The organism is Niabella beijingensis (genome assembly GCF_020034665.1).
GTDB classification, from domain to species: Bacteria; Bacteroidota; Bacteroidia; order Chitinophagales; family Chitinophagaceae; genus Niabella; species Niabella beijingensis.
Window position 1 is genome coordinate 929,463 of the sequence record NZ_JAIQDI010000001.1, and the last position, 26,998, is coordinate 956,460.

The following is a 26,998-nucleotide window of genomic DNA, read 5'->3' on the forward strand; positions in this document are numbered from 1 at the left end:
TCCTTCAGTTTCGCTACGCTGCGCTCAGGATGGCGCTAAATATAAATATTCATTCTCTTATTTTGTCCTCAACTAAATAGCGAACTGTCAGCGTACCAAAGGTAACCATACACGCATATCAGATGGTCCCCTGTTGGCCCAGGCATAGTAGGGGATCAGCTTTACCATTACCGGTTGCTGCTCCCTGTTGACTTCCCTGTAGAGGGTATGCTTCCAATTTTCATTGGGGATCCTCCTGGCGGTTCCGGTTAATGCCATAAATGTTGCACGCGCTAAAGTGACCGGAACCGGGCTCCATTTTATACCCGAAGGGATCAGTACCTGTGTTATTGCCCCTCCTATATAATCCGGTGATTCCAGGCAATACACCACCGGGCCGCGCTTTACCGCCACCTGGTTACGGGTTTCTTCTACCAACGGGTTACTTTCCATCAGCTGCACCGGCATTTCCAGGATCAGTTCTATCTTATCCCCGGTTTTCCAGTTTTTATCCAGCCCTATATATTGACCGCCGGTAACACGTTGTGCGATACCGTTGTATTTTATAACAGCCGTTTTACACCATGCGGGAATACGCAGATGAATGGGCATTGCCGCCGGTGCCTTCTGAACGGTGATCGTGACATTGCCGTCCCAGGGGTAATTACTTTGCTGTGTAAGCGTTACGGCGCTGCCATCCCGCCACTTTGTTTTTAACTGGTTGCCACTATAGATATTTAAATACAACCCGTCCTTACCCATACTATACATATAGTCGCCCACTTCTGCTATGGTTCGTACCAGGTTGGGCGGACAACAATTGGATAAGCCGATATAGGGCACACGTCCGCCGCTCCATCGCAACTGGTAGGGGTAATTTTTTGCTGCGGCCAGCGGATTGGTATAAAAATAATTCTTTCCATCCAGGCTCACCCCACTCAGCACACTGTTATAAAGCGCCAGCTCCACCACATTCATATACTGCTCTTTCCCCGTCAGCAGGAACATCCGCCAGTTCCAGAGCACGTTGCCGATATTGGCGCAGGTCTCATTATGGGCGCTCAGATTCGGTAACTGATAGTCCCGGCCATAGGACTGGTGTACTTTCTGCACCGTATCCGGATTGTAAGAAGTACCATCCACAGAGACGCCATCGTATAACGCGCCGCAGCCTCCGGTTACATACATCTTTGTATTGATGACATTATTCCATAACTGATCCAATGTATGTTTTAAACTTCTGTCACCATTTTCCGCGTACAGGTCCGCCACTCCTGCCATCAGGTAGTTAGCCCTTACGGCATGCCCAACTACTTTTTCCATCTCCCGGAAGGGTGCCCGGTCGCTGTTATCGTCCGTGCCTTCCACCGTGCCGCGGATATCGATCAGCTTTTTCAGCAGATCAAGATATTTTTGCTGTTGTGTGGTCCGGTATAACTCGGCCAGTCCCATATAATGTGAAGGACAGATCGCGTTACGCGCCTGTTCCGGCGTAGCGGTGTTGTAAAAACCGATCAGGAAATCCGCTGCTTTAACAGCAATATTCAGCAGGCTGGTTTTACCGGTAGCACGAAAATGCACACAGGCCGCGGTCATCAGGTGCCCGAAATTATAGGCCTCAAAACTGAGCTTATCATCAAACATCTTCTGTGCACCGCTTTGCTGCTGTTCGATGATATTCTTTGTATAGATATATCCGTCTGCCCGCTGTGCTTTACCGATCACCGCTATAGCCTTCTCCAGCCACTGATCCAGTTGCGGATCTTTTGTAACCGCATACATAGCGGCCAGTGCTTCCAGGGTCTTATAAAAATCGCCATCATGAAAAGAAGGTCCCCGAAAACTTCCGGTATCCAGTCCCGCCGCAATCCTGAAATTCTGAAACGCATAACAGATCGTGTCACTGGTATAGGTCCTCCAGAGTGCAGGCACCATTTCATCCCGGCAAACCGCAAAGCGCTCCGCCCAGAAACCGTTGGTGAATCGTACATCTCCCAGTCCTACTGTTGATAAAGCCACATAAGGACTTTTACCGGTGTTCACCAGTCCCTTTTGAGCATACACAGCAGCGCTGATATTGCACAGGATAACACACACTATCAAAAAATACTTTTTCATTTTAACAGCTCATTCAATTATACGTTTCACTGATATTGCTTTCTGATCTGAAGTCTAATCACTTTATATTATAAAACACGTTCTGCTTTTTCCATTACCTGGTTCATTGCTGCAACATGGTTATGGTCCGAGCCTATGGCTCTCTGTTCGATGTTAGCCTCCCATACCGCGAACTGAAGTTCGCAGTTCATGATTGGTCGAGGCGATGCCTCTTGTTCAACACAATCCAGAAGGCTATCGGCCTGCCTTATCCCAACTCCGGAATGATCCGAACGCTCGGATCGTTCCGGAGAACAGAACACGCTAACGAAGTGTTGGGTGCCATCGGCACGTTACATTCCCGGCATGTGATCAATCCCATCAGCTTCGCTTTTCGCTTAAGCTGAGGGCTATGGCCCCTTACCAACCGAAAAAGAGCATTTGGACACCCTGCAATAACCCGGTTCTTCAAACATAATTTACATAGCCTGGTACCGGACCGTATATTTCCGGTCCTTTCCGATCATTAATTCATACACGTTATTTCCTTTGCTCATCACTTCCCCTTCTTTGCATACCGGTTTTGTCTTACTGGTAATGATCAGTTTCCCGGTACCCACCGGCGCTACGATTTTAATCTCCTTATTGCTGCAATACAGCTCGATATTCCCTGCGGGAGTAGGCACTTTACCTTCCATCCATTTTAAGCCGCCCAATGCGGGTTTTATTTCATACTGTTCATAACCCGGAGCCGTTGGGCTTACCCCCAGGTAATACTTGCCCAATAAATACAGCGGACTGGCACCCCAGGCATGACAAAGACTTTTGCCATATTTTCTTCCATACATCGCATAATGCTCCGCTCCTTTTTTGGAGGGATCATATTCCTCCCAGAAAGAAGTGGCGCCCAGTTTCAACATGCCACCCCAGTAATTTTTCATTTCCTGTAATACATAAGGCTGTTCGCCCAGCGCGCAGAGCGCCTCCAGTTCATAAAAACGCATATAGGGCGTGGTGATCTCGGGAACGTTTTTATTCAGCAATACAGAGGTTTTAACCGCCTGCTTCTGTTGCTCATTGAAGTAGTTAAAGAAGATTGCAAACATATTGGCGTAACGGGTCACGTTCTCCGTTGGCTGTCCGTTCACCCTGCTGTGCACCAACGCTTTTGCTTTATCGCTCCAGTATATGGAAAATAATTTTTGTTTCAGTTCTACCGCCGCTGCTTTATAATGCTCAGCATCCTGACGGCGACCCGCCAACTCCGCACAGAGCGCCATCGTTTCCAGTCCCCGCGCAAAAAGCAGTTGTTCAAAACTGATTTCTCCCTGCTTGCTAAGCCCGGTTGCCCAGTCGATAAAGATCCAGTCGCCCGGCAGCCCTTCCAGCAAGCCGTTTTTATTCCGCCGGTTCCACACAAAGTCCATCAGCGATTTCATACGCCCGTAGTTCTGCACCAGAAAATCTTTATCCCCACTGTACAGGTAATAATCATACACTCCCATAAACCAGTAAAAGGTATAATCCATAATGGTATTGATATGACCGGTCACCGGGTCTTTCCCCCGCAGCGCATAGGTCGTGCGTTTTACCGTTTCATTATCATTCATCAGGTAATAATTCATCAGGTAGCTTTGGTAGGCATCTCCGCTCCAGATCCAGCGGTCGCGCTTGATGCCATCGATAAAAAATTCCCGGGTGCTCAGGTGCAATGTATACTTCGATACTTCATAGATCTTGTTGACTTCTTCATCATTGCAACGGAAGTTACCTTTATCTTGCAGCGGTGCGTACTCATACAAAAGAGAAGCATGATCCAGCTGCACGTTTCCATTTGTAACAATATGAACATACCGCAACGCTTTTGAATGCGGGTTGATGGTGTCAGCAGCCGCCGACATATCCACATTGATCCGATCAAAGGTCTCCGAAGCCGCTGTATCCAGTGCTTCTTCCCGGCTTTCCCCATAATAGAGGGATATCGTACCTTTTCCCTTTACCCCATGCAGCTTTACAAAGCCAAAGGTTTCCTTTCCAAAATCGACCAGCAACGCCCCGTTTACTTTTTCTGCTGATGCAGCTGCCACGGGGGTTACCGGCAGTTTGTAGGCTGAAGGCCGTGCTGCCACATCGTTAAAATTCCAGCTGCCGGCATGTTTAAAAACGGTGGCCGACAGATCCGATGCCTTACCCGTTTCATCGATCCATTCTTTATCTTCAAAGGTTACCTGCCAGCTGCTATCGGAGACGATCGTCTGTCCCTTTACAAACACCACAGGTGGCGTGGCCTGGTTGAATACCTTGATATTGATCTTGTGCTTACCGGCAGGTACTTCAATCGCCGCCGGTGTTCCGGAAAACGCCCTGCCATCCAGTTTAATGCTGTACTGTCCTTCGGCATGGATCGTTACGGTTTCCGGCCGAGCCAGGTTAAACTCCTTATGAAAATCCACCAGTGGGTAATGACTGTCAACCTTCCAGAACACCGGGTAAAAAGTGCCCCGCTCGGTGCGCCGGTTCTGCATTTCGTTAGAGAGCCATATTTCATAATCACCGGGATACCAGATCCAGGTTTGTGCAGATGCGGTAAGCCACAAAGACGCGAAGGCACAAAGTAGCACGAAGGGTTTGAAAAGCTGAGACCTGTACTGCTGTACAAGTGTGCGACGCAAGTAAAGCCACATAGTAGTATCACTGCCGGGTTCATTATTTTTATTCATCATATGCTAACCAAATATTAAATACAAAATGATCATTACCATACACAAGGCACCCCACACGATCTTTACCCGCTTTGCAGGCGTTGCCAGCTCCTGTGTGGCCACTGCTGTGCGCACCGGATGCGGATCCGCAACGGAGAGCAGCACCGCAACAACAACGAGCAACAGGAAGATAAAGAAAGACAACAACAAATAATGTGGCCAGAAGGAATATTCTTTCGCCGGCAATACCCACAGGTAAACAATCCCGATACCCAGACTGATAGCCGATCCCCAGGAAAGCGTAAAGTTAACGGCCCTGCGTGTGGTCTTTTTCCAGAATACCGCCAGCAGGAACACCGCCGACAAGGGCGGTGCAATAAAGCCCAGCACCGCCTGGAACACATCAAACAAATTAAGCCCTTTGATGCTGTCAATGGCAATGGCCATTAAGATGGCAAACCCGCAACCCGCCAGCACGGTAAGCCGCCCCACTTTAATGATCTGCCGGTTGGTAGCAGCAGGATTTATTTTCTTTACATAGATATCCGTTGTAAAAACCGTACTCAATGCATTTAAAGAAGAGCCAATGGTGCCTACCAGCACCGCGATCAGCACCACGATCACCAGGCCATTCAGTCCGGCCGGGAACAGGTTGGTGACCATCGTCATATAAGCCTCATCCGGACTTGCCAGCTGCGGGTACAATACCGAACAGGCGATACCGGGGATGATGAACAAAGGAATAGAAAGGATCTTCAGCCAGCCGATAAAGCTCACCCCCAGTTGTCCCTGTTCCAGGTTGCGCGCGCCCAGCACCGATTGCACCATGGCCTGATCCGTGCAAAAGAAAGCAACCGCCGATACGGGATAACCCAGTAAAATGGCAGGCCAGGGATAACCCGGATCCGATGCGGGTTTAACAAGACTCCAATAAGATGCCGGTGTTTTGGCGAATAATGCGGTAAGTCCGCCCACCCTCTGAACGCCCAGCACGCAAAGGATGCAGGACACAATGATCAGCAGGATCATCTGGAAGACATTCACCCGTGCAATGGCTTTCAATCCGCCCGCTACAGCAAACAACGCCGCAAATAATACCAGCACGATCACCGATTGCCACATCGGTATGCCCAGGATCTGCCGCACCAGGAAACCACCGGCAAACAGGCCCAGCGACAACCAGGAGATCAGCATCTTTATCAATGCATACCAGGCCAGTATGTTCCGCGTGCCCTCGCCGTACCGTTGTCCCATGAACTCTGGCATGGTGGTTACCTTACTGGCCAGGTAGCGCGGGGCAAACACCATCGCCAACAGCAGCAGGAATACAAAAGCGTACCATTCAAAATTACCGGCCACAATGCCCGTGGCATAGCCGATACTGGCAAAGGCCAGCAGCATCGACGGCCCTACATTGGTGCCCCACATATTAAACCCGATATTATACCAGTTGAGCGATTTGCCCGCCAGGAACAGGGTCTCATCCTTTTTCTTCTTACCAAAGCTGGCGCGGTAACCAATGATCAGCAACACCACAAGATACACCACCACAATGGCATAATCGATCGGCTGTAATTTTGAAACAAGATGATTCATGAATTTGTTATCCTTTTATTTTTTGTTCCCGGCTGCTGTGCTTCTATCGTCTGTCTTGCGTCGCACGCTTGTACTACGGTACAAACATCTACAAATGTTGCGCTCCTACGGAGCTGGGTTGTTTACCAATCATCATAACATTTGCGGCTCATGCGCTTTCGGCTATAAATGTTGCGCTCCTACGGAGCTGGCGCCAGCCATTGACCAACATGCTCAATTCACTCCTCAGCATTCACAATTCACTATATTCTTTTCACCATTCACTTCTCACTATTCTCTTTTCCTACCCACTTCTCACTCTTCACTGCAACTTCCCCAACCCATACTCCTTCAGCAGTGCCTTTACCAAAACCGGCTGCCTTGTTTTTAAACTCCGGTCCATGGCCTGTAATAATGCTACCGTCCCGATGCCCTCAGCCATATCCGGATAGGCCGTTGTATTATTGGTGATACCGTCGGCAAAATATTCCAGATAATTCTGATACTCCCCGGCATGATGGCTCTGCCCTTCAAACCGGAAATAATGATTCAATTGCTGATCGCCCCAGGTGATCAATTGCTGCTCTCCTTTTTTATTGGTGATGGCATAACGCAATTCATGATAATCGGCCTGGCTGGCGCCTTCCGTCCCGCGCAGGATACAGCTCATCCCGCTTTCACGGTAAGCAGGTTGAATGGGCCCTGTATAGGCGCCGCTTACACGGGCTATGCGTCCGTCCTTATTCCTGAAAATAAAATGCATGGTATCTTCATTTTTCAATCCTGCCTTTCTTCCATTGGCACTGATCATCCCATAGCCCATCACTTCCTCGATATCCGGCAGGTACCAGCGGATAAAATCCACCGGGTGACTCAATCCGCCATACAGCCATTTAAACGATTTTTCCAGGGCCCATTTCTTTTTCAGGAACCAGCGGTGATCGGCATTATAATGGCTCTCTACCGTGATCAGCTCACCGATCAGGCCTTTTTCAAAATCCGCCCGCTGCCGCTTATAGGGTTCAAAAAAACGGGAGCTCTGTCCTACAAACACCTTCTTCCCGGTCTTTTGCTGCAGCTTCAATAAATCCTTTGCATCAGCAAGATCATCAATAAAGGGTTTGGTGCAAACTACATGCTTACCATGTTGCAATGCCTGCGCCACATGCTGCGCATGTAAATGATCCGGGGTATAAATAGCAACAATGTCGATGTCCGGATCATTCAACAATGCTTCATAATGTGTGGTATAATGCTCAAACCGGAACTCTTTACTGCGTTGTTTACATAATGCTTCATTGGCATCGCAAATCATTTTCAACTGCATTTTTTTGCTTTGCAATGCGGCCGACATCGTACTGCGGCCTTCTCCTAATCCAACGATCCCAATATTTAACATACGTTTATTTTTATTATCCCAATTGCCCCAACGGGGCTATAAATATTACGCTCCTCCGGAGCTGGGCTATCATCCATTGTTCACCACGGCTATAAATATACCGCTCCTATGGAGCTAACCGATTCTCTATTCACTTCTCACTAAACTCCACCCAGGTTTCACCCTTCTTCGTTCCTTCAATCCCTTCCTGGTAGTCGCTCATGATTTGATTCCATTCATTCACCCGCGGATTATTTTCCGTTGTTTTGGGGTTTAGCTCTTCCAGCTTTTTCCCCTTCGGAATACTGATCACCAGCATCAATTGCTTTCCGTTTTTAAATACCCGTAATTGCTGAAAATCGGCGTTGCAAAACCCGTTGGAGATCTCCGGCCATTTTTCGAATTGTGTAGCATGGTAGCCAAGATATTCCTGCTGCTTTTTGGAGTCGTTCACCAGGTTGGCGGTCATGATGATATCCGTCCAATCTTTTGCAATACCTGCACCGGGACAACGAGCCTGCCGGTCAAACTCATACACCAGGTCCTGGTATACTTTAACAGTCGTTTCCGGGAATGCTTTTTGCAGTTGTCCGCGCAGCACGTTCACATCCGTAACCAGGCCATAGATCACGGTATGATCATGCCACTGCCCAATGGTTGCCTGCTGTACTTTTCTTTCCTGTAAGAATGCTTTCAGCTTCTCTCCATCGATCTTCTTTTTGCTATTGCTGATCAGCTCGATCAACTCCTTCCGTTGCCGGTTGACCGCCTGGTGTACATGGCCGCTTGTTTTTTCCTTTAACAGTTCCCGGTAACGCTGCTCCAATCCGGCATTTTCTTTTATCGCTGTTGCCACCTGCGGACCATTATTTTCCCAATGATTATCCGGACCGTTATTATTCTGCAGATATTTTTGAGCAGGCGTCCAGTTATTGCGCACCGTAATGCCCGATGAACCTTCATCTGTGTACAGGTAAAACCAATGCGTGGGCAGGTGCGCATAGGGCGCCTTATAAATACTGTCGATATCATTTTCCTCGATCACTGTTCCCGGTTGCGCGCTTAATGTATAGATCCCTGCACAATCATAGTTGGTCCGGCCATAATGATGGATCTTATTATACCGGATGCTGTTGCGCTCCATGATATTTTTTGCGGGTGTCCACCCCCAGCCCATGCTGATCCCTGAATAGGGGATATTTTCAATCTCGTTCCGTTCGATGATCACGCGTCTTGAAAATCCCATTCCGATCCCCACACAGCCCCAGTCTTCATTGGCAATATCAGTGATGAGATTATTGGAAACCGCGATATTTTCGCAGATCATCCGCAGGTCCGCGGGGTTATAGGGCCTGTGAATCTCCGTACCATCATCGCCATAATAACCGCCCTGGATACCCGTTCCGCCGATATCTTTAAAAAGATTTCCGGCAACCGCTGACGACTTTACCCCGATCTTAAAATCCAGACCGGTTGCGGCCAGGTGTTCAAAACGATTGTCTTCAAAACGGATATTATTTGCAAAGGATACGGCAACCGCAGCCTCCGGTCGCCCTACCCAGGCCTGGTTGTCCAGCGATGGTTTTTCCGGAGTGCCCGCCGGCTTCAGCTTATAGGCTTCAGTCATGTACAAGCCCGCCTGGTGCGGCACATGTCCCTGCAGGGACGGGCGGTTCCAGCCGCTGTGCTGAAAGCGGATCCCCCTGATCACAATATTTTCGACGGGATATTCCGGTGTCCCGTTCACGACAAAAAGATTTTCTAAAACAGGGATCACCGTCTCCGCAGTGGTCATATCCTCATCTTCCTTTGGATAATAACAGATCTTTTTTGTTGCCGCATCATAGTACCATTCTCCCGGTTCATCCAGAAAGGAAAGCGAATTGACCAGGTAAAAGGCAGAGTTGCCTGTCTCGGATGAGAGCCAGGGCGCCGGCCAGGGATGCTCATGCTGGATATGGCTTTCCGGCTCGTGAAAATAAACCCGGCAGCTATCACCCGCTTTCTCCAGTTTGCGGACGCGCAAGCTGGCTACCTCCCACCATTGATGAATAAAGAATTCCAGTCCTTCTGTTACCTCAAGGTTTTCAAAAGAATGCAACGGAATAATCGCAGTCCCCGTTTTTTTATCCCAGTTCAAAATGCGCTGCATGCTATTGCCGGATGTACTTTTTGCCCTGGTGGCTTTCTGATCATTTACCCAAAGCTGACGGAAGGAAACGTAATTTACCACCGGCACGTCAGCAACCCAGACCTTACCCTGCGCCGCCTCCGGTAATCCTTCTATCCGGCCGGTAGTTTTTTTCCAGTTCTTTATTAAAACGCCGCCACTTAAAACAGGCGCTTCACCCGGAGCCGCTCCGATGATCAGCGGCTTTGACGGGCTGCCATTGTCCTCCGGCCTTAACAAAACCGGTTCCTTTAAATAGTAGGTACCGCCTTTGAGGATGATCTTATCAAGTGTATGCGGTTGTTTTGTCCGGCCTGCTTCCCTTACTTCCCGGAGGGCCGCCGCTAATGTAGCCTTGGGCGCATCGATGGTACCCGCAGCGGCATCATTTCCCTGTGGCGAAACATAGACCTGACCACCCGCAAAAAGCGAGGCAAAAACTCCCGTAATCAAAGCAAGGCACAACCGTTTCACAATGGCATTATTTCCGTTTTCCAACTTAAATACTTATCAATAAATGTACTGGAAACTGCACTATTGAAGATGCGTGTAACCACTAATGTGCTGGAAGATTTTACTAAAGGGCGTTGCAGGCCTGTTTACCGGCAGGTTCGCCCGCTTTACCGATCGGCACTGGTTATCGGACTCTAAAAACGCCATTTTTGTATCCTTAAATAAAAGCAAACATGATGAAAGCAATTTGTGTTCTATTTGCCCTTATAGCAAGCATCCTGGCGGTTGTGGCATTTATCCCCTTACTCGGCTGGCTGTACTGGGTTGTCATTCCCATCGGCATACTTTCCCTGATCTTCTCTATAATCGGAGGTTCATCTACCGGCAAGACACTTAGTATCATTGTGATCCTGGTAGGCATTTTCCGGCTGATGATCGGTGGCGGTGTTTTATAAAATGGATCGAGCCTACGGCTCTCTGCTCCGTGATACTCTGCTATACTGCGAACTGAAGTTCACAGTTGGTGACTGGCCGAGGCGATGCCTCTGGTATATGCTGAGAAAGCTATGAACCATGATGCCATTGAGCCTTATCCAGCAAAGGCCATCGGCCTGACCCATCTCCCAACTCTGGAATTTATTCCGGGGGACAGCGTCTGCTAACGGAGCGCTGAGTGCCGTAGGCACGGTCTGTCCACACGAAACAGTCATCGTAACACAAACCATCCGGCTAACCTGAACTATAGCTCACAAAACAGCAAAGGCCATCGGCCTGAACCATCTTTCAACTCCGGAATTCCGGAGACGGAACACACTAACGGAGCGCTGAGTGCCGTAGGCACGGTCTGTCTGCGTGAAGCCGCTCGGTAGCCGATTAACCGGCTGAGGGGCAGGCTATACTTTATGAGTTGCTATGCGTCGAGCCTATGGCTCTCTGCTCGATGTTGCTTGGCTATACTGCGAACTGAAGTTCACAGTTCGTGACTGGCCGAGGCTATGCCTCTGGCGTGCGCTCTCAGATAGCTCAAGGCCATTGGCCTGACCCATCTTTCAACTCCGGAATTTATTCCGGTGACGGAACCCACTAACGGAGCGCTGAATGCCATAGGCACGGCTTGTCCACTCGGAACTGTCCTCCCAACACAAACCATCCAGCTAACCGGGACCATAGCTCATAAAGTAGCAAAGGCCATTGGCCTGACCCATCTTCCAACTCCGAATCCGAAGGTTCGGATCATTCCGATGACGGTACCCACTAACGGAGCGCTGAGTGCTGTAGGCACGGTCTGTCCACACGAAACAGTCATCGTAACACAAACCATCATGCTAACCAGAACTATAGCTCACAAAACAGTAAAGGCCATCGGCCTGACCCATCTCCCAACTCCGGAATTTATTCCGGAGACGGAACCTCCTAACGGAGCGCTGAGTGCCGTAGGCACGGCCTGCCTATGTGACCGCTCGATAGCCGATTATCCGGCTGATGAGCGGGCCATACTTCATGGGGGCTATGCGCCGAGCTTACGGCTCTCTGCTCCGTGATACTCTGCTATACTGCGAACTGAAGTTCGCAGTTGATGACTGGTCGAGGCGATGCCTCTGGTAATATGCTGAGAAAGCTAAAGGCCAATGGCCTGATCTGTCTTTCAACACCGGAATTTATTCCGGTGACAAAACCTGCTAACGGAGTGCTGAGTGCCGTAGGCACGATGCATATTAAAAAAAACGGTTAGCATAGCCCGCTATTCGGGAGCGCTAGCATATCACTGTATCAGCGCTGCCGGAAAATCGTGGATGGTTTCGCAGCAAAGCTGTTCCATTACCTGTTTCAGCTGCGCTTTAAACATTGCAATGGTATGATCGCCACCGGCTTTGCCCAGCGCACCCACCCCATACATAAAAGGCCGGCCCATAAAGGTAAAATCGGCACCGCAGGCCAGCGACCGGCCAATATCCGGGCCCGAGCGAAGACCGCTGTCGATCATCACCTTGTATTTGTCTTTATACTTTTCAGCCAGTCCTTTCAGCGGACGAATGGTCGATTCCCCTGCATCGATCTGGCGGCCACCGTGGTTGGAAACAATGATCCCATCCACCCCGATCTTTGCGCACAACTCCGCATCCTGCTCACTTACCACTCCCTTTACCACCAGTTTCCCTTTCCATTTTTCCCTGATGGCCGCCACTTTATCCGCATCAACCCGGCCCGTGAATGTAGCATTCATAAATTTCCCCAGCTTCTTCATATCCATTCCCTTTTTCATATAGGGCTTTAACGTGGCAAAGGAAGGAATACCAACCCGGAGGGTTTCCAGTCCCCACACGGGATGCATGGCGGCCTGGACAAAATTGCTGATCGTATTTTTGGGCGGCATGGAAAGTCCGGCTTTTATTTCGCGATACCGCAACCCGAAAGAAGGTACATCGATGAGCACCACCAGGACCGGACAGTTCACCGCTCCCAGCCGGCGCAGGAGATCATCCCGCAATTCATTTTCGGTAGGATGATACAACTGGAACCAGAATTTACTTTCCGTAACTTCCGCAATACGCTCAATGCTGCTGGTTGAAACCGTACTTAAAATATAAGGGATGTTATGCTTTAATGCCGCCCTGGCCAGGATCTCCGGGGCATTGGGCCACATCAGCCCCTGCAGCCCCACAGGTGCAATACCAAAAGGAGCGTCATACGTATGTCCGAATAACTCGGTACGCATATCCACACCATTATGTTTTTTCAGGTACTGAGGCATCAGGAAGATCTGTTTAAAATCTTCCTCGTTCCGCCATACATTCAGTTCGTCGTTACACCCACCTTCCAGGTAGTCGAACGCAAATTTCGGGATGCGCTTTTTTGCCTTTCTTTTCAGATCCGCTACGGAAGGATATTGGGAGTTATACTGCAGTAAATTTGTACTCATAATTCTGTTCGCAAAGAAAACCGTTTGTCAAAACAGCAAGATTAGCAAATAAAATCCAAATCCCTATCCTGTGCCATCCGGTAGCGGCCTTTCGTGAATAAATTGTTTTATAATTGGTAAAAATGGTTTATTGGAGGGGGTGTTGACTACATCCTGGGTTGGGTGACGGGCGACCTGGGAGACGCTCCTCTTATTTTTCCTGCCCCTGGAATACTTTTTTAAGATACGCCACATTGGCGCCGTAATTATACTTTACATCCCGGGGATGTTGTGCATCGCGGGACCGCTCTACCACTAGCCAGCCACTCCATCTCATTTGATCCAAGGTCTTTTTCACCCTGTAAAGATCCAGCTGCGGATCGTTCTGCAACCATACGCTGTCCTTATTGGTGCAATGGATCATGGCGATGTTCTTAGCGCCCAATATGCGAAGTTCTTTAAACAGACCCCGGCCTTCCTTTAATGGATTAGAGAAATTAAAATAGATCCTGATGGCCGGCGAGCCGATCTCTTTCAGCAGCGCTACTTCCTCTTTTGCCGATAGCGCCGTTTCTATCGCAATCACCACCCCGGCATCCTGTGCCATCTTACCCGCCTCCTTTAAACGGGCTACTACTGACGGTCGTTTTTCGGGATTCTTCTTCAGATCACATTGTATACCCAGGGGCAGAAAAGCCGTCTTAACATTCATTTGCTTCATAGTGGCGATACAATCGGCAATTGATTTTTTATACTGCTCCCGGCCGCAGAAGGATTGTGCATAATACCCCGTCATAGCAAGGGAGGGAATTTCCAGGTTCAGCTCTTTTGCTTTCTGAAGGTATTGCGTTCTTACGGAATCGATTGCCAGTTTGTTATCAAAAGTCTCCCGGTTGCCCAGTCCGCCCATATCGATCTCAATCCCATCCGCGCTCAGCTCCTTTGCGAGCGGCAGCGCGCTGAGCTTCTGGCGCTTCAGCAGCATCAGGTCGATCAATGCGATTTTGTAACGTTGAGATTTTTGGGCCATACCGGCAAATGGTAATGCAAGGATAAAGAGATATAAGAGTATTTTTTTCATTTCCGGTAAGTTTTATGCAACATTTGTTCAAGACGGAGACATTTTGAATAGTTACCAGCTTACGAACCGAGCCTATGGCTCTCTGCCTTTGTTGTCGCCACTTCAGCAACGAACTGAAGTTCGTTGCTGAAATAATAAGCCGAGGCGATGCCTCTTGCATTAAATCATGTAACGAACTATTTTATTGCTGCTTCAAAAATGGCTGACAGGTTATCAAATCCTTTTACCGCATGCGCCGGTAATCGTTCGCCATGATCACCAAAGACATACATTTTATTTTCTTCTTCGATCGTGATTTTTGATTCATCAATCCACCCCTGTTTATTTTCAATGGCTTTAATATTCAGTCCCAGGTATTGCGCCATAAAATGATATACTGCAGTCCGCTTGTTAATACCGAAGTCGTGCTTTTCCGCGGGCAGATGTACGTTCTGTACATCGGCTTTCTTTCCATACCAGCTGTACATTTTCTGCAGGTAAGGAAAATCATGTTCGGGCATTTTATCCGTCCAATCGCCTCCATCACTTACCACCAGTTGCGGACGCGGTGCGGCCATGGCAGCGATCTCTACGTTATCGGTACCACCTCCGCAACTATGAATGTCCATACCGCTTTCGCAAGGGCAGCCGCCATAGAAATAAGATGAAAGCGAAACTACCGGAGCAGACACTTTTATGCGATCATCAATGGCCGTCATCAGAACCGTATGACTTCCGCCACCAGAGCCGCCTGTAATACCCACCCGGCTGGTATCTGCATCTTTTAATGCTAACAGATAATCCAGGATGCGGATAGCACCCAATGCCTGTATGGTCATGGCGAGACTCCGGCGATGATCTTGGGACCTGAATTGCAATAAGGATTCACCCCAAGCAAACAGGTCGTAGCTAAAGGCCATGGCGCCCATCTTTGCAAGAGCCGCGCAACGCAGCTGGCAATCGGCACGGTACCGCTGCTGCGGCCAGTGACCATCCGGGTTCAGGATCACCGGGATCTTTCCTTTATAGTTTGCAGGTTTATACAGGGATCCATTGATCCAGACTCCGGGCAGTATTTCCAGCGCAATATTCTCAACGGAATAGCCGTTGTATTTTCTTAACGGGGTGATGATGGGCTTGCTGATGGGCCAGGATGGTAATTTTGCCAGCTGCAATTTTTCAAGAATGCATTGTTTTAATTCTTTTTTTCGTGCCTCCCATTCCGTTGTATTTTTATACTGTGCCGCAATCCGATCCAGCTCGGCCCAGCCATCTTCCACTGCCCAGCGATAATATTCGTAATCTCCGATCTTATATTTTTTGTCGCCGTCTTTTTTTGCTTTCAGATCAAAGGGAGCCAGCACGTCCTTCAACGTTTCCTCCACATCCGGACGAAAACGCCAACGGGCATAGTTGAGCATCTTTCCTTTTACCAATGAATCCGGATAACGGATGGCAATGCCATAGCGGGTTTCAATATGCTTCAATACCTGATCTAACGGCTCGGCATAACGGTTATCCGTGTTTTCCTGTGCCCCGGCAAAAAAGCCGAGCAGCGTTACCCAAAGTACAAGAGTGCGACGCAAGTAAAGCATAATAGTAGTACTGAAGCTGGTGAAATAATAATAAATTTAATCATAAAGCGGTACGTGCGGACAGGTACCGCGGCAAATTATACCCCCACGGGCTGAATTCCTAACCGGCTGCACCAGCCCAGGAACCGGTCGTACAGCGCATCTACTTGCTTTTTCTGCTCCGGAGTAAGATGCAAAGCATAGGCTCTGCTGATGGTACGCACCGGCAGTCCGCGTTTTTCCAGAAAATATTTGGCGCTCATGGGATAGGCCTGGTGGATCATGGGATCTACACTGGTCAGCTCCTCCTGCAACCATTTTGCCAGTTCCTGTTGCTCCGGATTGCTAGCATTTTTCACCATCCACACCAGCACCTCGGGATAAAAATTTCCGGATATGGACGACATGCCCACGGCGCCCTGTTGCATACTGAACAAGGCATTGGGCGTATGCGCATCATAAAACTCAAGCGTACTGCCGGCCGCTTTTAGCACATCCAGCTTGGCTTTTACATTTTCATGCGTGATGGACGTATCCTTGTGATAGACCAACCGGTTGGACTGTAAGAGCTGCTTAAAAACATCCGCGCCCAGGATACGTTTGTAAGGTGCCGGGCATTCATAAATGCCTAAAGGGATATCACCGGTAAGCGCAAACAGTTTTTCAAAATTGCGCAGCAATACCGCATCGTCTTCTTCTACTTTTGCAAAATGGCCGCTGATCATAATAACCGCGTCCACACCTGTATCGTAGATTTTTTTTGTAAAGAGTGCCTTATCTTCCACCGTAAGTCCGAAGGAACCGGTAGCCACCACCGGTACGCGTCCGTTGACACATTTGACCACATGCTGTGTGAGTGCCAGCCGTTCTTCTTCTGTAATGCTGAACATTTCGCTGCTGAGGCAGTTGGCGAAAAAGCCTTCTACCCCGGCTTCCAGGTAGAACGCCACCAGCTCCGTTACCGCGTCATAATCGATACCGGCTTTCAGGTTGAAGGGCGTGATCATTACCGGTACAAACTTTCCTGCAATCGCTTTCATGGATCCATTTTTTGAGACCGATAAAGTTTGTATATTTTTTTATGTATAGACTGTAGGATACTACTAACCAGATGTAGGATTTTGTTATTTTTTGAGGGCGAGCAGATGGACCGTGCCGATGGCACTCGGCGCTCGCCCGGTGGGCTCAGCCCCCGGAATGAATTCCGGGGTTGGGAGATGGGGCAGGCCGAGGGCCTTCTGTGTTGGGGACAAAAGGCGTCGCCGCAGCCAAATCACCAACTCCGAACTGAAGTTCGCAGTATAGCTGAGTATCCCCAAGCAGAGGGCTGTAGGATCGGCACATAGCAACTCATGAAGTATAGCCCGACCATCAGCCGGGTAGTCGACTGCAGAGCAACTTCACACAGACAAACCGTGCCTACAGCACTCCAGACTTCCGTTAGCAGGCTTTGTCTCCGGAATAAATTCCGGTGTTAAAAGAAGGATCAGGCCAAGGGCCTTCTGTGTTGCGGGTAAGAGGCATCGCCTCGGCCAGTCATCAACGGCGAACTTCAGTTCGCAGTATAGCAGAGTATCACTGAGCAGAGAGCCGTAGGCTCGGCACATCCGGCATAGCTCTATCCCAAGCAGAGGTAACGGGCCACAGCAACCGATGCTTCTTATGAGATTTACTTCCGAAATGAACTCTATGCAAGCAAATCAGGTATTATACAATTATATTATGTATTTTACCTAACTTTATACCTGGTAAATCCTAAAGAAAAACGCTAAATTTGAACCAATGGTAAATACTAATGTTATGGACAAGAAGGTACATGAAGGACGAAACGTAAAACGCTTCCGCGAAATGCTGGGTATCAAACAGGATGCGCTGGCTTTTGAGCTGGGCGATGACTGGAACCAGCAAAAAATCTCCTTACTGGAACAAAAAGAAACCATTGATCCGGTATTGTTGCAACAAATTTCCACGGCACTAAAAATACCTGCAGAAGCAATTCGGAATTTTGATGAAGATATGGCTGTTAATATCATCGCGAATACATTTGATAATGGTTCTATTTTGAATGGCATTAATCATAACCCAACATTTCATCCTATCGACAAACTTATTCAATTACATGAAGAAAAAATTGCTCTTTATGAACGAATGCTGAAGGAAAAGGATGAAATGATGGCAAGGCTGGAGAAGTTATTGGAAAAGAAGTAAAAGCGGTTGCCGGTCAGTCATCAAGAACGAACCTGAATCTTTTGCCTGAGAAAATAGCATTGGCCACAGTCGCTGTATACATTGCAAACACGCAACCTTTATAAAATGAAAAACCTATGGCAAACACCTACCAACAAGTATACATTCAGGCAGTTTTTGCGGTGAAGTATCGCGCTGCCGTCCTCCACGCATCCTGGCGGGAACAGGTACAGGCCGTCATCGGCAACCTGATTAACGGAACCAACAGTAGAACCCTTATTGTAAATGGTATGGAGGATCACATGCATTGCTTTTTCAAACTTAGTCCGGTCATTTCCATATCGGAACTGATGAAGACGGTGAAAGCGAAATCTTCCAAGTACATCAATGATCATCGTCTTACCCGGGAACGCTTTGAATGGCAACGGGGCTACGGCGTCTTCTCGTACAACCAGCGGGATGTGGACATGATCTACCGGTATGTACAAAACCAGGAAGCGCACCACCAGAAAAGAACATTCCTGGCAGAGTACCTGGAACTACTCAAAGAATTCGAGATCAGTTACGATGATGAGTATCTTTTCCATGAGTTGTTGTAATATGGATCGTGCCTACGGCACTCAGTGCTCCGTTAGTGGGTTCCGTCACCAGAATAAAATTCCGGAGATGGAAGATGGGTCAGGCCGATGGCCTTTGCTGCTTTATGAGCTATTGCCCCGGGTAGCATGATGGGGTGTGTTACGATGACTGTTACGTGTGGACAGATCGTGCCTACAGCACTCAGCGTTCCGTTAGCAGGTTCCGTCACCGGAATAAATTCCGGGGTTGAAAGATGGGTCAGGCCGATGGCCTTTGCTGCTTTGTGAGCTATAGTTCCGGTTAGCTGGATGGTTTGTGTTAGGAGGATAGTTCCGAGTGGACAGACCGCGCCTACGGCACTCAGCGCTCCGTTAGTGGGTTTCGTCTGCGGAATAATCCGAACGTTCGGATCCGGAGTTGGAAGATAGGTCAGGTCGATGGCCTTTGCTGCTTTATGAGCTATAGCCCTGGTTAGCATGATGGTTTGTGTTACGATGACTGTTTCGTGTGGACAGATCGTGCCTATGGCACTCAACGCTCCGTTAGTGGGTTCCGTCTCCGGAATAAAATTCCGGAGTTGGAAGATAGGTCAGGCCGATGGCCTTAGGCTTTCTCTGAGAGTACGCCAGAGGCATCGCCCCGGCCAGTTACCAACCGCGAACTTCAGTTCGCAGTATGCGGAGTATCATCGGGCAGAGAGCCGTAAGCTCGGCGCATAGTACTTTAATCATCCGTCACCACCCCCTTCGCACTGATGGCGCCCGGCCAGCGCTTATGCTTTATAGGGCTCAGTTTCAGTTTTGACGGATCGATCTTTACATATTTTATTTTCTGCCGGCGCCAGGTGTATACAATATGCACCATACCATCCTTACTCTGGATCACGGAGGGATAGGAATACTGACTGATGGGCGAGTCTTCCAGCACCAGGGCGGCCATCCAGTTTTTCCCATCTTTTGAAAGCGCCACATTCAAGGGTGTACGCGGTCCCTTTCCCTTCTTCCAGCTAGAGTCCGGCAGCACATGGTTGTATACCAGCAACTGCCGGCCATCCTTTAACGTAACGGCATCCGTACCGGAATTGTTGTTGGGTAGATCCAATGCAGACATCGGCGACCAGGTTATTCCGTTGTCCTTACTCCGGCTTTGATAGATCACTGTATTGCGCGTGCGACCTACAACCTGCAGATCTCCGTTCTTATATTTTAAGATAGAAGGTTGTATGGCCGAGAACTGCACGCCATCATTGATGGGTGCTGATTTGGTCCAGGTGCGGCCCCAGTCTTTAGTATATTCAAAATGCACTTTCCAACCGTTCTGTTCGGTACTCGAAGGGCAGATCAAAACGCCGTTGATCAGCTCGGGTTTATTCTTGATCGGCCCCAGGAAGCCTTCCGGCAGGACCTCCCGCTGACTCCAGGTTTTACCATGATCACGGGAGCGCTTCAGCCAGCCCGTCCACCCGGCTACATTGGGCCCTATTTTGTAAAACAATAACAGCTCGCCCGTAGGCGCGTAATATAACACCGGGTTATAACAGGCATAGCGGGTGGAATCGTTCAACACACCATCGGCCACCATTTCCGGTGCCGTCCATTTGTTGTTAACCAAATGGCTCATCCAGATACAGACATCCTTATTCCCTTCCTTTGTACCGCCAAACCAGGCAGCGATCAGCCCGTCAGGTGTTTCGGCAATAGTAGAAGCATGCGCCTGCGGAAAGGATGCCGTATCATAAATAAATTCATCCACCAGCATGCCTTGTTTCCAGCGGTTGGTCTGTGCTGTAACCAGCGCCGTTACCAACAGCAAACAAATGGTCAACAGGTTTACTTTTTTTATCATTGTTATTGGTTCTTTATCCGTTATTATTTTTAGCCCGGCAAAAGTGCCCGTGGCGGCTTTACTTGCGTCGCACACTTGTGCTGCAGTGCAAATGGCATCAGGGCGCTGTAAAAAATATGATTCGCCCGTCATACTTCGTCAGGCTCAGCATGACAAAAATGCTTCCCGTTCACAAAGCTCAACTTTTTTTCTTTTCCTTTTCGGCCTTTACCTTATCCACATAATTCTTAAACAACTGCCTCCAGTTTCTTCCGTTGTTATTGAGGTACTGTTCACATTTTGTTTTATAGATCTCAAAGATTGCCGATATCTCTTTCATATTTTTATAGTCGATCGCCTGTTCACGTGCCTGTTCCAGGTTTTTGCGGATCTCTGCACGTTCCTTTTCCGTCAGGTCGGGCACAATGGCTTCATAGCCTTTTAAGGTAAATGCTACTTTACCGATCGTGTATTGATCGAGAATAAAAGCCACCTGTTCCGAATTCAATTCTGCATTTAGCACCTGCATGAGCGCTGTATGAATCGCTGCCGGCTTCGATGAACATACGATCAGCTGCCGGTCGAGGTCCGACAATTTATTTCCGGTAGCCGGGTTTAGCCCCGCCGGAACCTGTGTAAACGGATGGCTGTTGTGCCAGTCCCTTACCGCTGTAAGATGCGTCGCTATTGCCTGTTCAACCTTCGTAACCTTAGCCGGGTCGTTCAGCTTCAGCCCTTCCACCCATCGTTGCGCCTTTTGCTGCAATTCATCCGCCGCACCCGTATCCTGCGCATTTACAGGATTAAACAACCATAACAACAAACAAAATCCTAGAATCTTTTTCATCTCCTGGTTTTTAATGATCCATAATTATTTTAAAAGAATACCGGCCGCTTCCCAGTTCAAGATGGGTTGAGTGGCGCTTCAGATCTGTTACCTTTTTTAATGGCTGACCCGGTACCGTTATCTTATCCGATGGAATGTTTATGTCCGCCGTTGTATTGGCAGGTATTTCAATTTCCCAATTGATTATATTGGCTTCCCGCTTCCAGGAGCTTTTGATCAATCCGTAAGGCGATTCATAAGAAGCATTCACCATATTCAGACCTTTTACAAAGACCGGTTGCATCCGTATCTTTTTATAAGCGACGGTCTCCGGATCTGTCCGGATGCCCGCCAGGCTTTCAAAACTCCAGGTGATCAGGTCGCCCAGCAGCATGACATGATTCTGCGAGTTCATCTGCGGGTTGGCCGTGTTTCCATTCCATAGCTCCCAGATGGTAGTAGCCCCCTGCTCCGCCATATAACCCCAGCTGGGATAGGTGGTATTCGTGGCCAATGTAAACGCTGCATCGGGGAAACCATACTTCGTCAGTCCGCGCATCAGCCACTGTGTGCCGATCACCCCGGTACTGATGTGCATGCCATCCTGTTGCAGCTTCTGTATCAGCTGTGCGCTGACGTTTGTTATACGGTCCTCCGGCACCATTCCAAAATACAGCGGCAGCAGGTTGGCGGTTACCGTATTGTTATCATAATGGTCGCCGTTCTTTAAGAATGTTTTATTAAATGCTGTTTTTATGCGTGCTGCCTGCTGGTTATAGCCCGCGATATCCCCGGACCTGCCGGCGAGCGCTGCAAAGCGTTTCATCGTTTGTAATAAATGATAATAATAGGCCGTAGCCATCAGCGTTCCATCGGTATTCCGCAACGGGTCTTTCGAGCGGATCAGCTCCAGGCTTTCCGGTGGCACACACCAGTCGCCGTATTTATCCTTTGTGATCAGCTCCCCCTTCATGTACTTGCGCTGCATATAATCCAGCCATTTTTTCATTGAAGGGTAATGCTTCACGATCGCCTCTCGGTCGCCATATTGGCGGTACAGCATATCCGCCACCAGTATATAGGCCGCAGGCCAGGTAACATTATCGCTGTAATAATTCCAGAAGGCCGGCGCTACATCCGGGATGGCGCCTTCTTCCGTCTGCGACTCGCGGATATCATCCAGCCATTTGGCATATAAGGTGGCATTATTAAACAAATAACTTTCGCCCAACGCTCCCTGGGTACGATCGCCCAGCCAGGGCTGTCGCTCATTGCGCTGCGGACAATCCACCGGCATCCCCTTATAATTGGAGGCAATGCCCCACCAGGCATTTTTCAATACCTGGTTCAGCGTGGCATTGGAGGTTTCCAGTTTACCGGTTGTCGTCATCTGATCATACACCAGCAATCCGGTAAAATCATCCATTGCAGGAACACCGGGATACCCGGTAATTTCCACATAACGGAATCCATGATACACAAAAGAAGGCTGCCATTGCTCTTCATCACCGCCCTTTAAGGTATAAATATCGGTGACCCGTGCATCCCGCAGGTTGGCCGTATACAGGGAGCCATCCGGTTGCAGACTCTCTGCAAAACGCAATGTTACTTTTTGTCCGCGCATGCCCTTTACTTTCATACGCAGCCACCCCGCAAAGTTCTGACCAAGATCGAGGATATAAACGCTATCCCTTAAACGGCTGATCTTTTCCGGTCGAATGGAATCCATGACCCGCATACCCGGCGTCAGCTGCGCCCGCAGTGTTCCTTCCGGTGCGGCTACCAGTTGTGGGCTGCCCCATTCTGAATCATTAAAGGACGCGGTTGTCCATCCCGGAAATTCTCTGGTGGCATCGTATTCCTCCCCGTCGTATTCATTATTGGTGCGGATGGGACCATCTGCCGTAAATTTCCAGGTGTCATCCGAACGCATCTGTTCCCGGCTTCCGTCGGCATACGTAATGTCCAGTTGCAGCAATAGTTTTGGATAACCAAACGTGTTGATCTTTTTGGGCTTGTAATTTTGCCGCATGGTAAAGAAACGGCCATTGCCCAGCACCACACCAAGGGCATTCTTTCCGCCGGTCAGACCGGCAGATACATCAAAGCTGTTATACAGTACCGACTTCCGGTAATCCGTAGGCACGGGCGCCAGCACCTGGTCGCCGATCTTTTTCCCGTTCAGGTAGCATTCATACAAACCCAGACCGGCAATGTGCAGTACGGCCGTTTTTATCTTTTGCTGTACCGTGAATCCTTTCCGGAAATATCTTGCAGATAGTCGCGACCATTGTGTAACACTATCCCAGGGCGATGCCTGGTCGTAGCCGATCCACTTTGCCTTCCAGTCACCAGGGTGCAACAATCCCATGCTCCATTGATCCGTAGTGCTCCATGCACTGTCGTTCTTATTGGAAAACACCTGTACTTTCCAGAAACAGCTGCCATTGGTGGTAAGCGGTTTCCCGTTATAGGCCACAAGTACCGACTGGTCCGAAGCAACCTTGCTGCTGTTCCAGAGATCCGGTGTACCCGCATCCAGCAAGGCTTTTGAGGAAGCCACCCAGATCCTGTAGGCGGTTTGTATTACATTCTTCCGATCACTTTTTAATTGCCAGCTCAGCCGCGGTTGCAGAACATCGATACCAACCGGACTTTTCAGCTGCTCGCACTTAAGCGCCTGCACCGCCAGTTGCGCCTGTACTGCCGCCGGCAGCACCATTAATAATCCGATGATCATCTGCCACCGCTTCATTTGGCTTCCGGGTTTGATGAAAAATCAAAATACAATACCATTTTCAACGCCCTGCCGGGATCTTTCTCATAATCATAAAATATATTCTTCTGACCCATTGGACCCGTCGTTTCGCTGGTCTGTGTTTTATTCCCAATTGCAGGGATCGCCTGCATAAACGAAATAGCACCATCCGGAAAAAGCGGTTCATAATTATGCCAGGGGTCGGTCTTTGGCGCTGCGGAGAACAACCGCAAAAACAAACCTTCTGTTTCCGTAGCTACGGCAAAGCGCTGATCCGATCCATTAAAGTATCCCCCGTAAAAATTGGAATAATACCCTTTAAACTCAGGATATACCCATTGTTCACCGGTTTCCGTATTATTATATTGTTTGTTCCAGACACCAAAAGCAGTGCCCTTCATCCGGTTCTTCCAGACCCGGTAAGGGCCGTTACCCATATAGGTTACCGAGCGCATCTGCGATTCCGGGTAATCAAAATTCACGCCCAGCATGTTGGTATGCAATGCCAGCGGAAAATAATGCACGTCCATCCGCACCCAGCCACTGGGATAAATGGTCCACTGCAACGTATTGAAGCTTTCTTTTTTATCAAATGCCGATTCAATAATGAGGTTCTTTCCCTCAAAGCGGTGCGAAAAGTTTTTGAAGTTGGTAATGCCTTCCTGGATACGCGGTCCGTTCGTAAGCGGTATGCTCCGGTTCCCATTTTTTACGGACACCAGCAGCCCCGTATTTTTACTGATGCTGATCTGCAATTCTTTTACCCGGATCTGATACAACGAATCCATAGTGTTGATTTGTACGGCGCCTGTTCCCGCTTTCTTTACGATTTCGGCAGCCTTCTTACCGGGCAGACTGATCGGAAAACTCCAGGTAAAAAGCTCCATTTGGTTCCGGTCCTTAACCGTTACGTACAATGCATCATAGGTGTTCCAGTCTTCAGGCAGCTTCAGCTCCAGCAGCCCTTTGGCACCCGGAGCAATGGATGGCGCAGCAGCTCCTCCTTTTTTATTCGTTAGGGTAGTGTGGCCAAACCGTTTCAGTTCCCAGCTAAAACTACATTGATCCAGGTTGGTATACAGGTAGCGGTTCTCTATCGTTAACCGGCCATCAAAATCCGGGGTCATCTCCCTTCGCTCAAAATATACCGGACTCCAGATCTGCTTCACGGCATAAAAACTGCCTTCCTTTTCATGATGCGGTCCCAGAATGCCATCCGCACCCCGGTGCTTATCGGTATCCAGCGAATCATTCAGGTCTTTCCGCACCACCGCCTGGTCAGCAAAATCCCATAAGAAGCCTCCGGCATGCAGCGGATCCCGCCACATTTTATCCCAGTAGTCTTCCAGCCCCGCACCGTGCCCGCCATCGTATTGTCCATGCAAAAATTCGGTGGGCAGTACAATATCATGCCCGTTATCATAATTGCCGATCCCGTAATTGTATTGCCGGTAATGCTGTGTTTCGATACCGTTGAACAATTGCCAGGGATGCACCACCGGCCGTTGTTGCGGGTCAAACTCCGTAAACAGCGAATCGAGATCAATATTATGTCCGCCCTCATTGCCGTTCGACCAGAGTACGATCGAAGGATGATTGATATCATGACCGATCATCTCCTTCAGCAGCTTTGTTCCGGCAGGCGTATCATAATGACCGTGCCAGCCGGCCAGCTCATCCATCACGAACAATCCCAGTGAATCGCATACATCCAGAAAATGATCATCCGGCGGGTAATGACTCATCCGTACGGCATTCATGTTCATTTCTTTTATCAGTAATACATCTTCAATACTGTTCTGCTTACTCAATGTGCGCCCTGTTTCCGGCCGGAAGGAATGCCGGTTGATGCCTTTGAATTTTACCTTCACCCCATTTACATAAATCCCATCCCGCTTGCGGAGCTCCACTGTACGGAAACCAAATTTTTGGGATACCTGGTGAACCGGTTGGTTATTTTTATACAAGGTAAAAACGGCGGTATACAATTCCGGTGTTTCCGGTGTCCATGGCTTAACAGCATTTGCCTTGCCCTTTACAAAAAGGGTATCCTTTTGCAGATCAAAAGTGCCGGGTATGTTATCAGGCAGTTTTTCTCCTTCTCTATTGTAGAACTCGACCCTCACCAGCGCCTGTTTGGATGCATTGGTATTGATCACGGTAGTGAACAACCCATCCGCTCCCGCATTGATGGATACATGGCTGATATGCTGCTGTGGCAACGCTTCCAGCCATACCGGGCGAAAGATACCGCCAAAGATCCAGAAGTCGCCCTCGCGCTCAGCTGCATTCACCGATTTATTAGCCGAATGCTTAGCCACCGTTACTTCCAGCAGGTTTTCTTTTCCATATTTCAATAGCTTACTGATATCATACCGGAATGCATAAAAGGCGCCCTGGTGCAAGGGCCCGGCCGTCTTTCCGTTTACTTTTACCTCGGCATCCGTCATCACGCCTTCAAAAACAATGTTCACCATTTTAGCTTTCCAATCCGCAGGAACAGTAAAGCGGTGTTTGTACAAGCCTTGTTCTTTTCCCTTAGCACTGTCTTTGGCAAAGCCGTAATTGTAGTTCCCAAAGCCCTGTAACTCCCAGCAGGAGGGCACTCCAATGGTCGTCCATTTATTGGCATTCATTCCGCCGGTGCAATAAAAATCCCATTGCACCCTATCATCGCTGCCTTTACCGGAGAGGTATTGCACTTCCGTTTGCTGGGCATTGGCGCTCACAAAGAGGAATAAGAAAAATATATAAATAAGTCTGCGCATGTTTTTATTTTGTCATCGGCAGTGCTGCTATCGGCTTCCTTGTGTCACTCACTGCAACGGCAGTGCATATCCCGGCTTTTGTCTTTATATTCCCGGGCATCATCTTGCCGTGGCCTCCCGGCCAGTGCAGCACTGCCACTTTGTTACCTAATGGCAGCGTAACAATGCA

Annotated in this window: 18 protein-coding genes; 4 read left to right on the forward strand and 14 right to left on the reverse strand. The window is 48.9% G+C overall.

Annotated elements, in window-relative coordinates; genetic code table 11:
• Positions 1–87: 87 nt before the first annotated feature.
• The 5 genes from K7B07_RS03970 to K7B07_RS03990 form a co-directional block, all read right to left on the reverse strand.
• The gene (locus K7B07_RS03970) at positions 88–2,097 is read right to left on the reverse strand and encodes an aceric acid hydrolase (protein ID WP_223707678.1); all 2,010 of its coding nucleotides are present in this window, start codon (positions 2,095–2,097) and stop codon (positions 88–90) included.
• 458 nt (positions 2,098–2,555) lie between these two features.
• Positions 2,556–4,799 (reverse strand): alpha-L-rhamnosidase-related protein, encoded by a 2,244-nt coding sequence (locus tag K7B07_RS03975; RefSeq protein ID WP_223707680.1) that lies wholly within the window; start codon positions 4,797–4,799, stop codon positions 2,556–2,558.
• 3 nt (positions 4,800–4,802) lie between these two features.
• Positions 4,803–6,374 carry a sodium:solute symporter family transporter gene (locus tag K7B07_RS03980; protein WP_223707682.1) on the reverse strand — a complete coding sequence of 524 codons (1,572 nt, stop codon included), beginning with the start codon at positions 6,372–6,374 and terminating at the stop codon, positions 4,803–4,805.
• 301 nt (positions 6,375–6,675) lie between these two features.
• A complete protein-coding gene (locus tag K7B07_RS03985) occupies positions 6,676–7,752 on the reverse strand; it encodes a Gfo/Idh/MocA family protein (protein WP_223707684.1) in 1,077 nt (358 codons plus the stop codon).
• A 130-nt stretch (positions 7,753–7,882) separates the two neighbouring features.
• On the reverse strand, positions 7,883–10,354 hold the full coding sequence (locus tag K7B07_RS03990) for an L-rhamnose mutarotase (RefSeq protein ID WP_223707686.1): 2,472 nt from the start codon (positions 10,352–10,354) through the stop codon (positions 7,883–7,885).
• 233 nt (positions 10,355–10,587) lie between these two features.
• On the opposite strand from K7B07_RS03990, the gene K7B07_RS03995 reads away from it, so the two are divergent.
• Together K7B07_RS03995 and K7B07_RS04000 are read left to right on the forward strand one after the other, a co-directional pair.
• On the forward strand, positions 10,588–10,809 hold the full coding sequence (locus tag K7B07_RS03995) for a hypothetical protein (RefSeq protein WP_223707688.1): 222 nt from the start codon (positions 10,588–10,590) through the stop codon (positions 10,807–10,809).
• Between the two features lie 615 nt (positions 10,810–11,424).
• On the forward strand, positions 11,425–11,895 hold the full coding sequence (locus tag K7B07_RS04000) for a hypothetical protein (RefSeq protein WP_223707690.1): 471 nt from the start codon (positions 11,425–11,427) through the stop codon (positions 11,893–11,895).
• Positions 11,896–12,116: 221 nt separating this feature from the next.
• Here K7B07_RS04000 and K7B07_RS04005 read toward each other — a convergent pair whose 3' ends face one another.
• The 4 genes from K7B07_RS04005 to K7B07_RS04020 form a co-directional block, all read right to left on the reverse strand.
• Positions 12,117–13,274: an alpha-hydroxy acid oxidase gene (locus K7B07_RS04005; protein WP_223707692.1), complete on the reverse strand. Its 1,158-nt coding sequence runs from the start codon at positions 13,272–13,274 to the stop codon at positions 12,117–12,119.
• Between the two features lie 190 nt (positions 13,275–13,464).
• A complete protein-coding gene (locus K7B07_RS04010) occupies positions 13,465–14,334 on the reverse strand; it encodes a sugar phosphate isomerase/epimerase family protein (protein ID WP_223707693.1) in 870 nt (289 codons plus the stop codon).
• 176 nt (positions 14,335–14,510) lie between these two features.
• Positions 14,511–15,908, reverse strand: coding sequence for an alpha/beta hydrolase family protein (locus K7B07_RS04015; RefSeq protein WP_223707694.1), 1,398 nt, complete (start codon positions 15,906–15,908; stop codon positions 14,511–14,513).
• A 77-nt stretch (positions 15,909–15,985) separates the two neighbouring features.
• Positions 15,986–16,927, reverse strand: coding sequence for a dihydrodipicolinate synthase family protein (locus K7B07_RS04020; RefSeq protein WP_223707695.1), 942 nt, complete (start codon positions 16,925–16,927; stop codon positions 15,986–15,988).
• A 760-nt stretch (positions 16,928–17,687) separates the two neighbouring features.
• On the opposite strand from K7B07_RS04020, the gene K7B07_RS04025 reads away from it, so the two are divergent.
• Together K7B07_RS04025 and tnpA are read left to right on the forward strand one after the other, a co-directional pair.
• The gene (locus K7B07_RS04025; protein ID WP_223707696.1) at positions 17,688–18,095 is read left to right on the forward strand and encodes a helix-turn-helix domain-containing protein; all 408 of its coding nucleotides are present in this window, start codon (positions 17,688–17,690) and stop codon (positions 18,093–18,095) included.
• A 116-nt stretch (positions 18,096–18,211) separates the two neighbouring features.
• Positions 18,212–18,673, forward strand: coding sequence for an IS200/IS605 family transposase (gene tnpA, locus K7B07_RS04030; RefSeq protein WP_223707697.1), 462 nt, complete (start codon positions 18,212–18,214; stop codon positions 18,671–18,673).
• A gap of 32 nt (positions 18,674–18,705) precedes the next feature.
• On the opposite strand, the gene K7B07_RS04035 is transcribed toward tnpA, so the two are convergent.
• The 5 genes from K7B07_RS04035 to K7B07_RS04055 all read right to left on the reverse strand — a co-directional run bounded on the left by K7B07_RS04035 (position 18,706) and on the right by K7B07_RS04055 (position 26,829).
• Entirely contained in the window at positions 18,706–19,131 is a 426-nt protein-coding gene (locus K7B07_RS04035; RefSeq protein ID WP_223707698.1) for a hypothetical protein, read from the reverse strand.
• A 245-nt stretch (positions 19,132–19,376) separates the two neighbouring features.
• Positions 19,377–20,498, reverse strand: coding sequence for a sialidase family protein (locus tag K7B07_RS04040; RefSeq protein ID WP_223707699.1), 1,122 nt, complete (start codon positions 20,496–20,498; stop codon positions 19,377–19,379).
• Positions 20,499–20,676: 178 nt separating this feature from the next.
• Positions 20,677–21,324, reverse strand: coding sequence for a DUF3826 domain-containing protein (locus K7B07_RS04045; protein WP_223707700.1), 648 nt, complete (start codon positions 21,322–21,324; stop codon positions 20,677–20,679).
• Positions 21,325–21,334: 10 nt separating this feature from the next.
• Positions 21,335–24,058 (reverse strand): alpha-L-rhamnosidase, encoded by a 2,724-nt coding sequence (locus tag K7B07_RS04050; protein WP_223707701.1) that lies wholly within the window; start codon positions 24,056–24,058, stop codon positions 21,335–21,337.
• Entirely contained in the window at positions 24,055–26,829 is a 2,775-nt protein-coding gene (locus K7B07_RS04055) for a glycoside hydrolase family 2 protein (protein WP_223707702.1), read from the reverse strand. The genes K7B07_RS04050 and K7B07_RS04055 overlap by 4 nt, the downstream gene beginning before the upstream one ends.
• Positions 26,830–26,998: the final 169 nt, after the last annotated feature.

Excerpts from the sequence above, each read along its gene's own strand:
- tnpA (WP_223707697.1), top strand. The coding sequence starts at position 18,212 with ATGGCAAACACCTACCAACAAGTATACATTCAGGCAGTTTTTGCGGTG.
- K7B07_RS04050 (WP_223707701.1), bottom strand. The coding sequence starts at position 24,058 with ATGAAGCGGTGGCAGATGATCATCGGATTATTAATGGTGCTGCCGGCG.
- K7B07_RS03970 (WP_223707678.1), bottom strand. The coding sequence starts at position 2,097 with ATGAAAAAGTATTTTTTGATAGTGTGTGTTATCCTGTGCAATATCAGC.
- K7B07_RS04010 (WP_223707693.1), bottom strand. The coding sequence starts at position 14,334 with ATGAAAAAAATACTCTTATATCTCTTTATCCTTGCATTACCATTTGCC.
- K7B07_RS04045 (WP_223707700.1), bottom strand. The coding sequence starts at position 21,324 with ATGAAAAAGATTCTAGGATTTTGTTTGTTGTTATGGTTGTTTAATCCT.
- K7B07_RS04020 (WP_223707695.1), bottom strand. The coding sequence starts at position 16,927 with ATGAAAGCGATTGCAGGAAAGTTTGTACCGGTAATGATCACGCCCTTC.
- K7B07_RS03995 (WP_223707688.1), top strand. The coding sequence starts at position 10,588 with ATGATGAAAGCAATTTGTGTTCTATTTGCCCTTATAGCAAGCATCCTG.
- K7B07_RS03975 (WP_223707680.1), bottom strand. The coding sequence starts at position 4,799 with ATGATGAATAAAAATAATGAACCCGGCAGTGATACTACTATGTGGCTT.
- K7B07_RS04005 (WP_223707692.1), bottom strand. The coding sequence starts at position 13,274 with ATGAGTACAAATTTACTGCAGTATAACTCCCAATATCCTTCCGTAGCG.
- K7B07_RS03985 (WP_223707684.1), bottom strand. The coding sequence starts at position 7,752 with ATGTTAAATATTGGGATCGTTGGATTAGGAGAAGGCCGCAGTACGATG.
- K7B07_RS03980 (WP_223707682.1), bottom strand. The coding sequence starts at position 6,374 with ATGAATCATCTTGTTTCAAAATTACAGCCGATCGATTATGCCATTGTG.
- K7B07_RS04035 (WP_223707698.1), bottom strand. The coding sequence starts at position 19,131 with ATGCTAACCAGGGCTATAGCTCATAAAGCAGCAAAGGCCATCGACCTG.
- K7B07_RS04025 (WP_223707696.1), top strand. The coding sequence starts at position 17,688 with ATGGACAAGAAGGTACATGAAGGACGAAACGTAAAACGCTTCCGCGAA.
- K7B07_RS04055 (WP_223707702.1), bottom strand. The coding sequence starts at position 26,829 with ATGCGCAGACTTATTTATATATTTTTCTTATTCCTCTTTGTGAGCGCC.
- K7B07_RS04040 (WP_223707699.1), bottom strand. The coding sequence starts at position 20,498 with ATGATAAAAAAAGTAAACCTGTTGACCATTTGTTTGCTGTTGGTAACG.
- K7B07_RS04015 (WP_223707694.1), bottom strand. The coding sequence starts at position 15,908 with ATGCTTTACTTGCGTCGCACTCTTGTACTTTGGGTAACGCTGCTCGGC.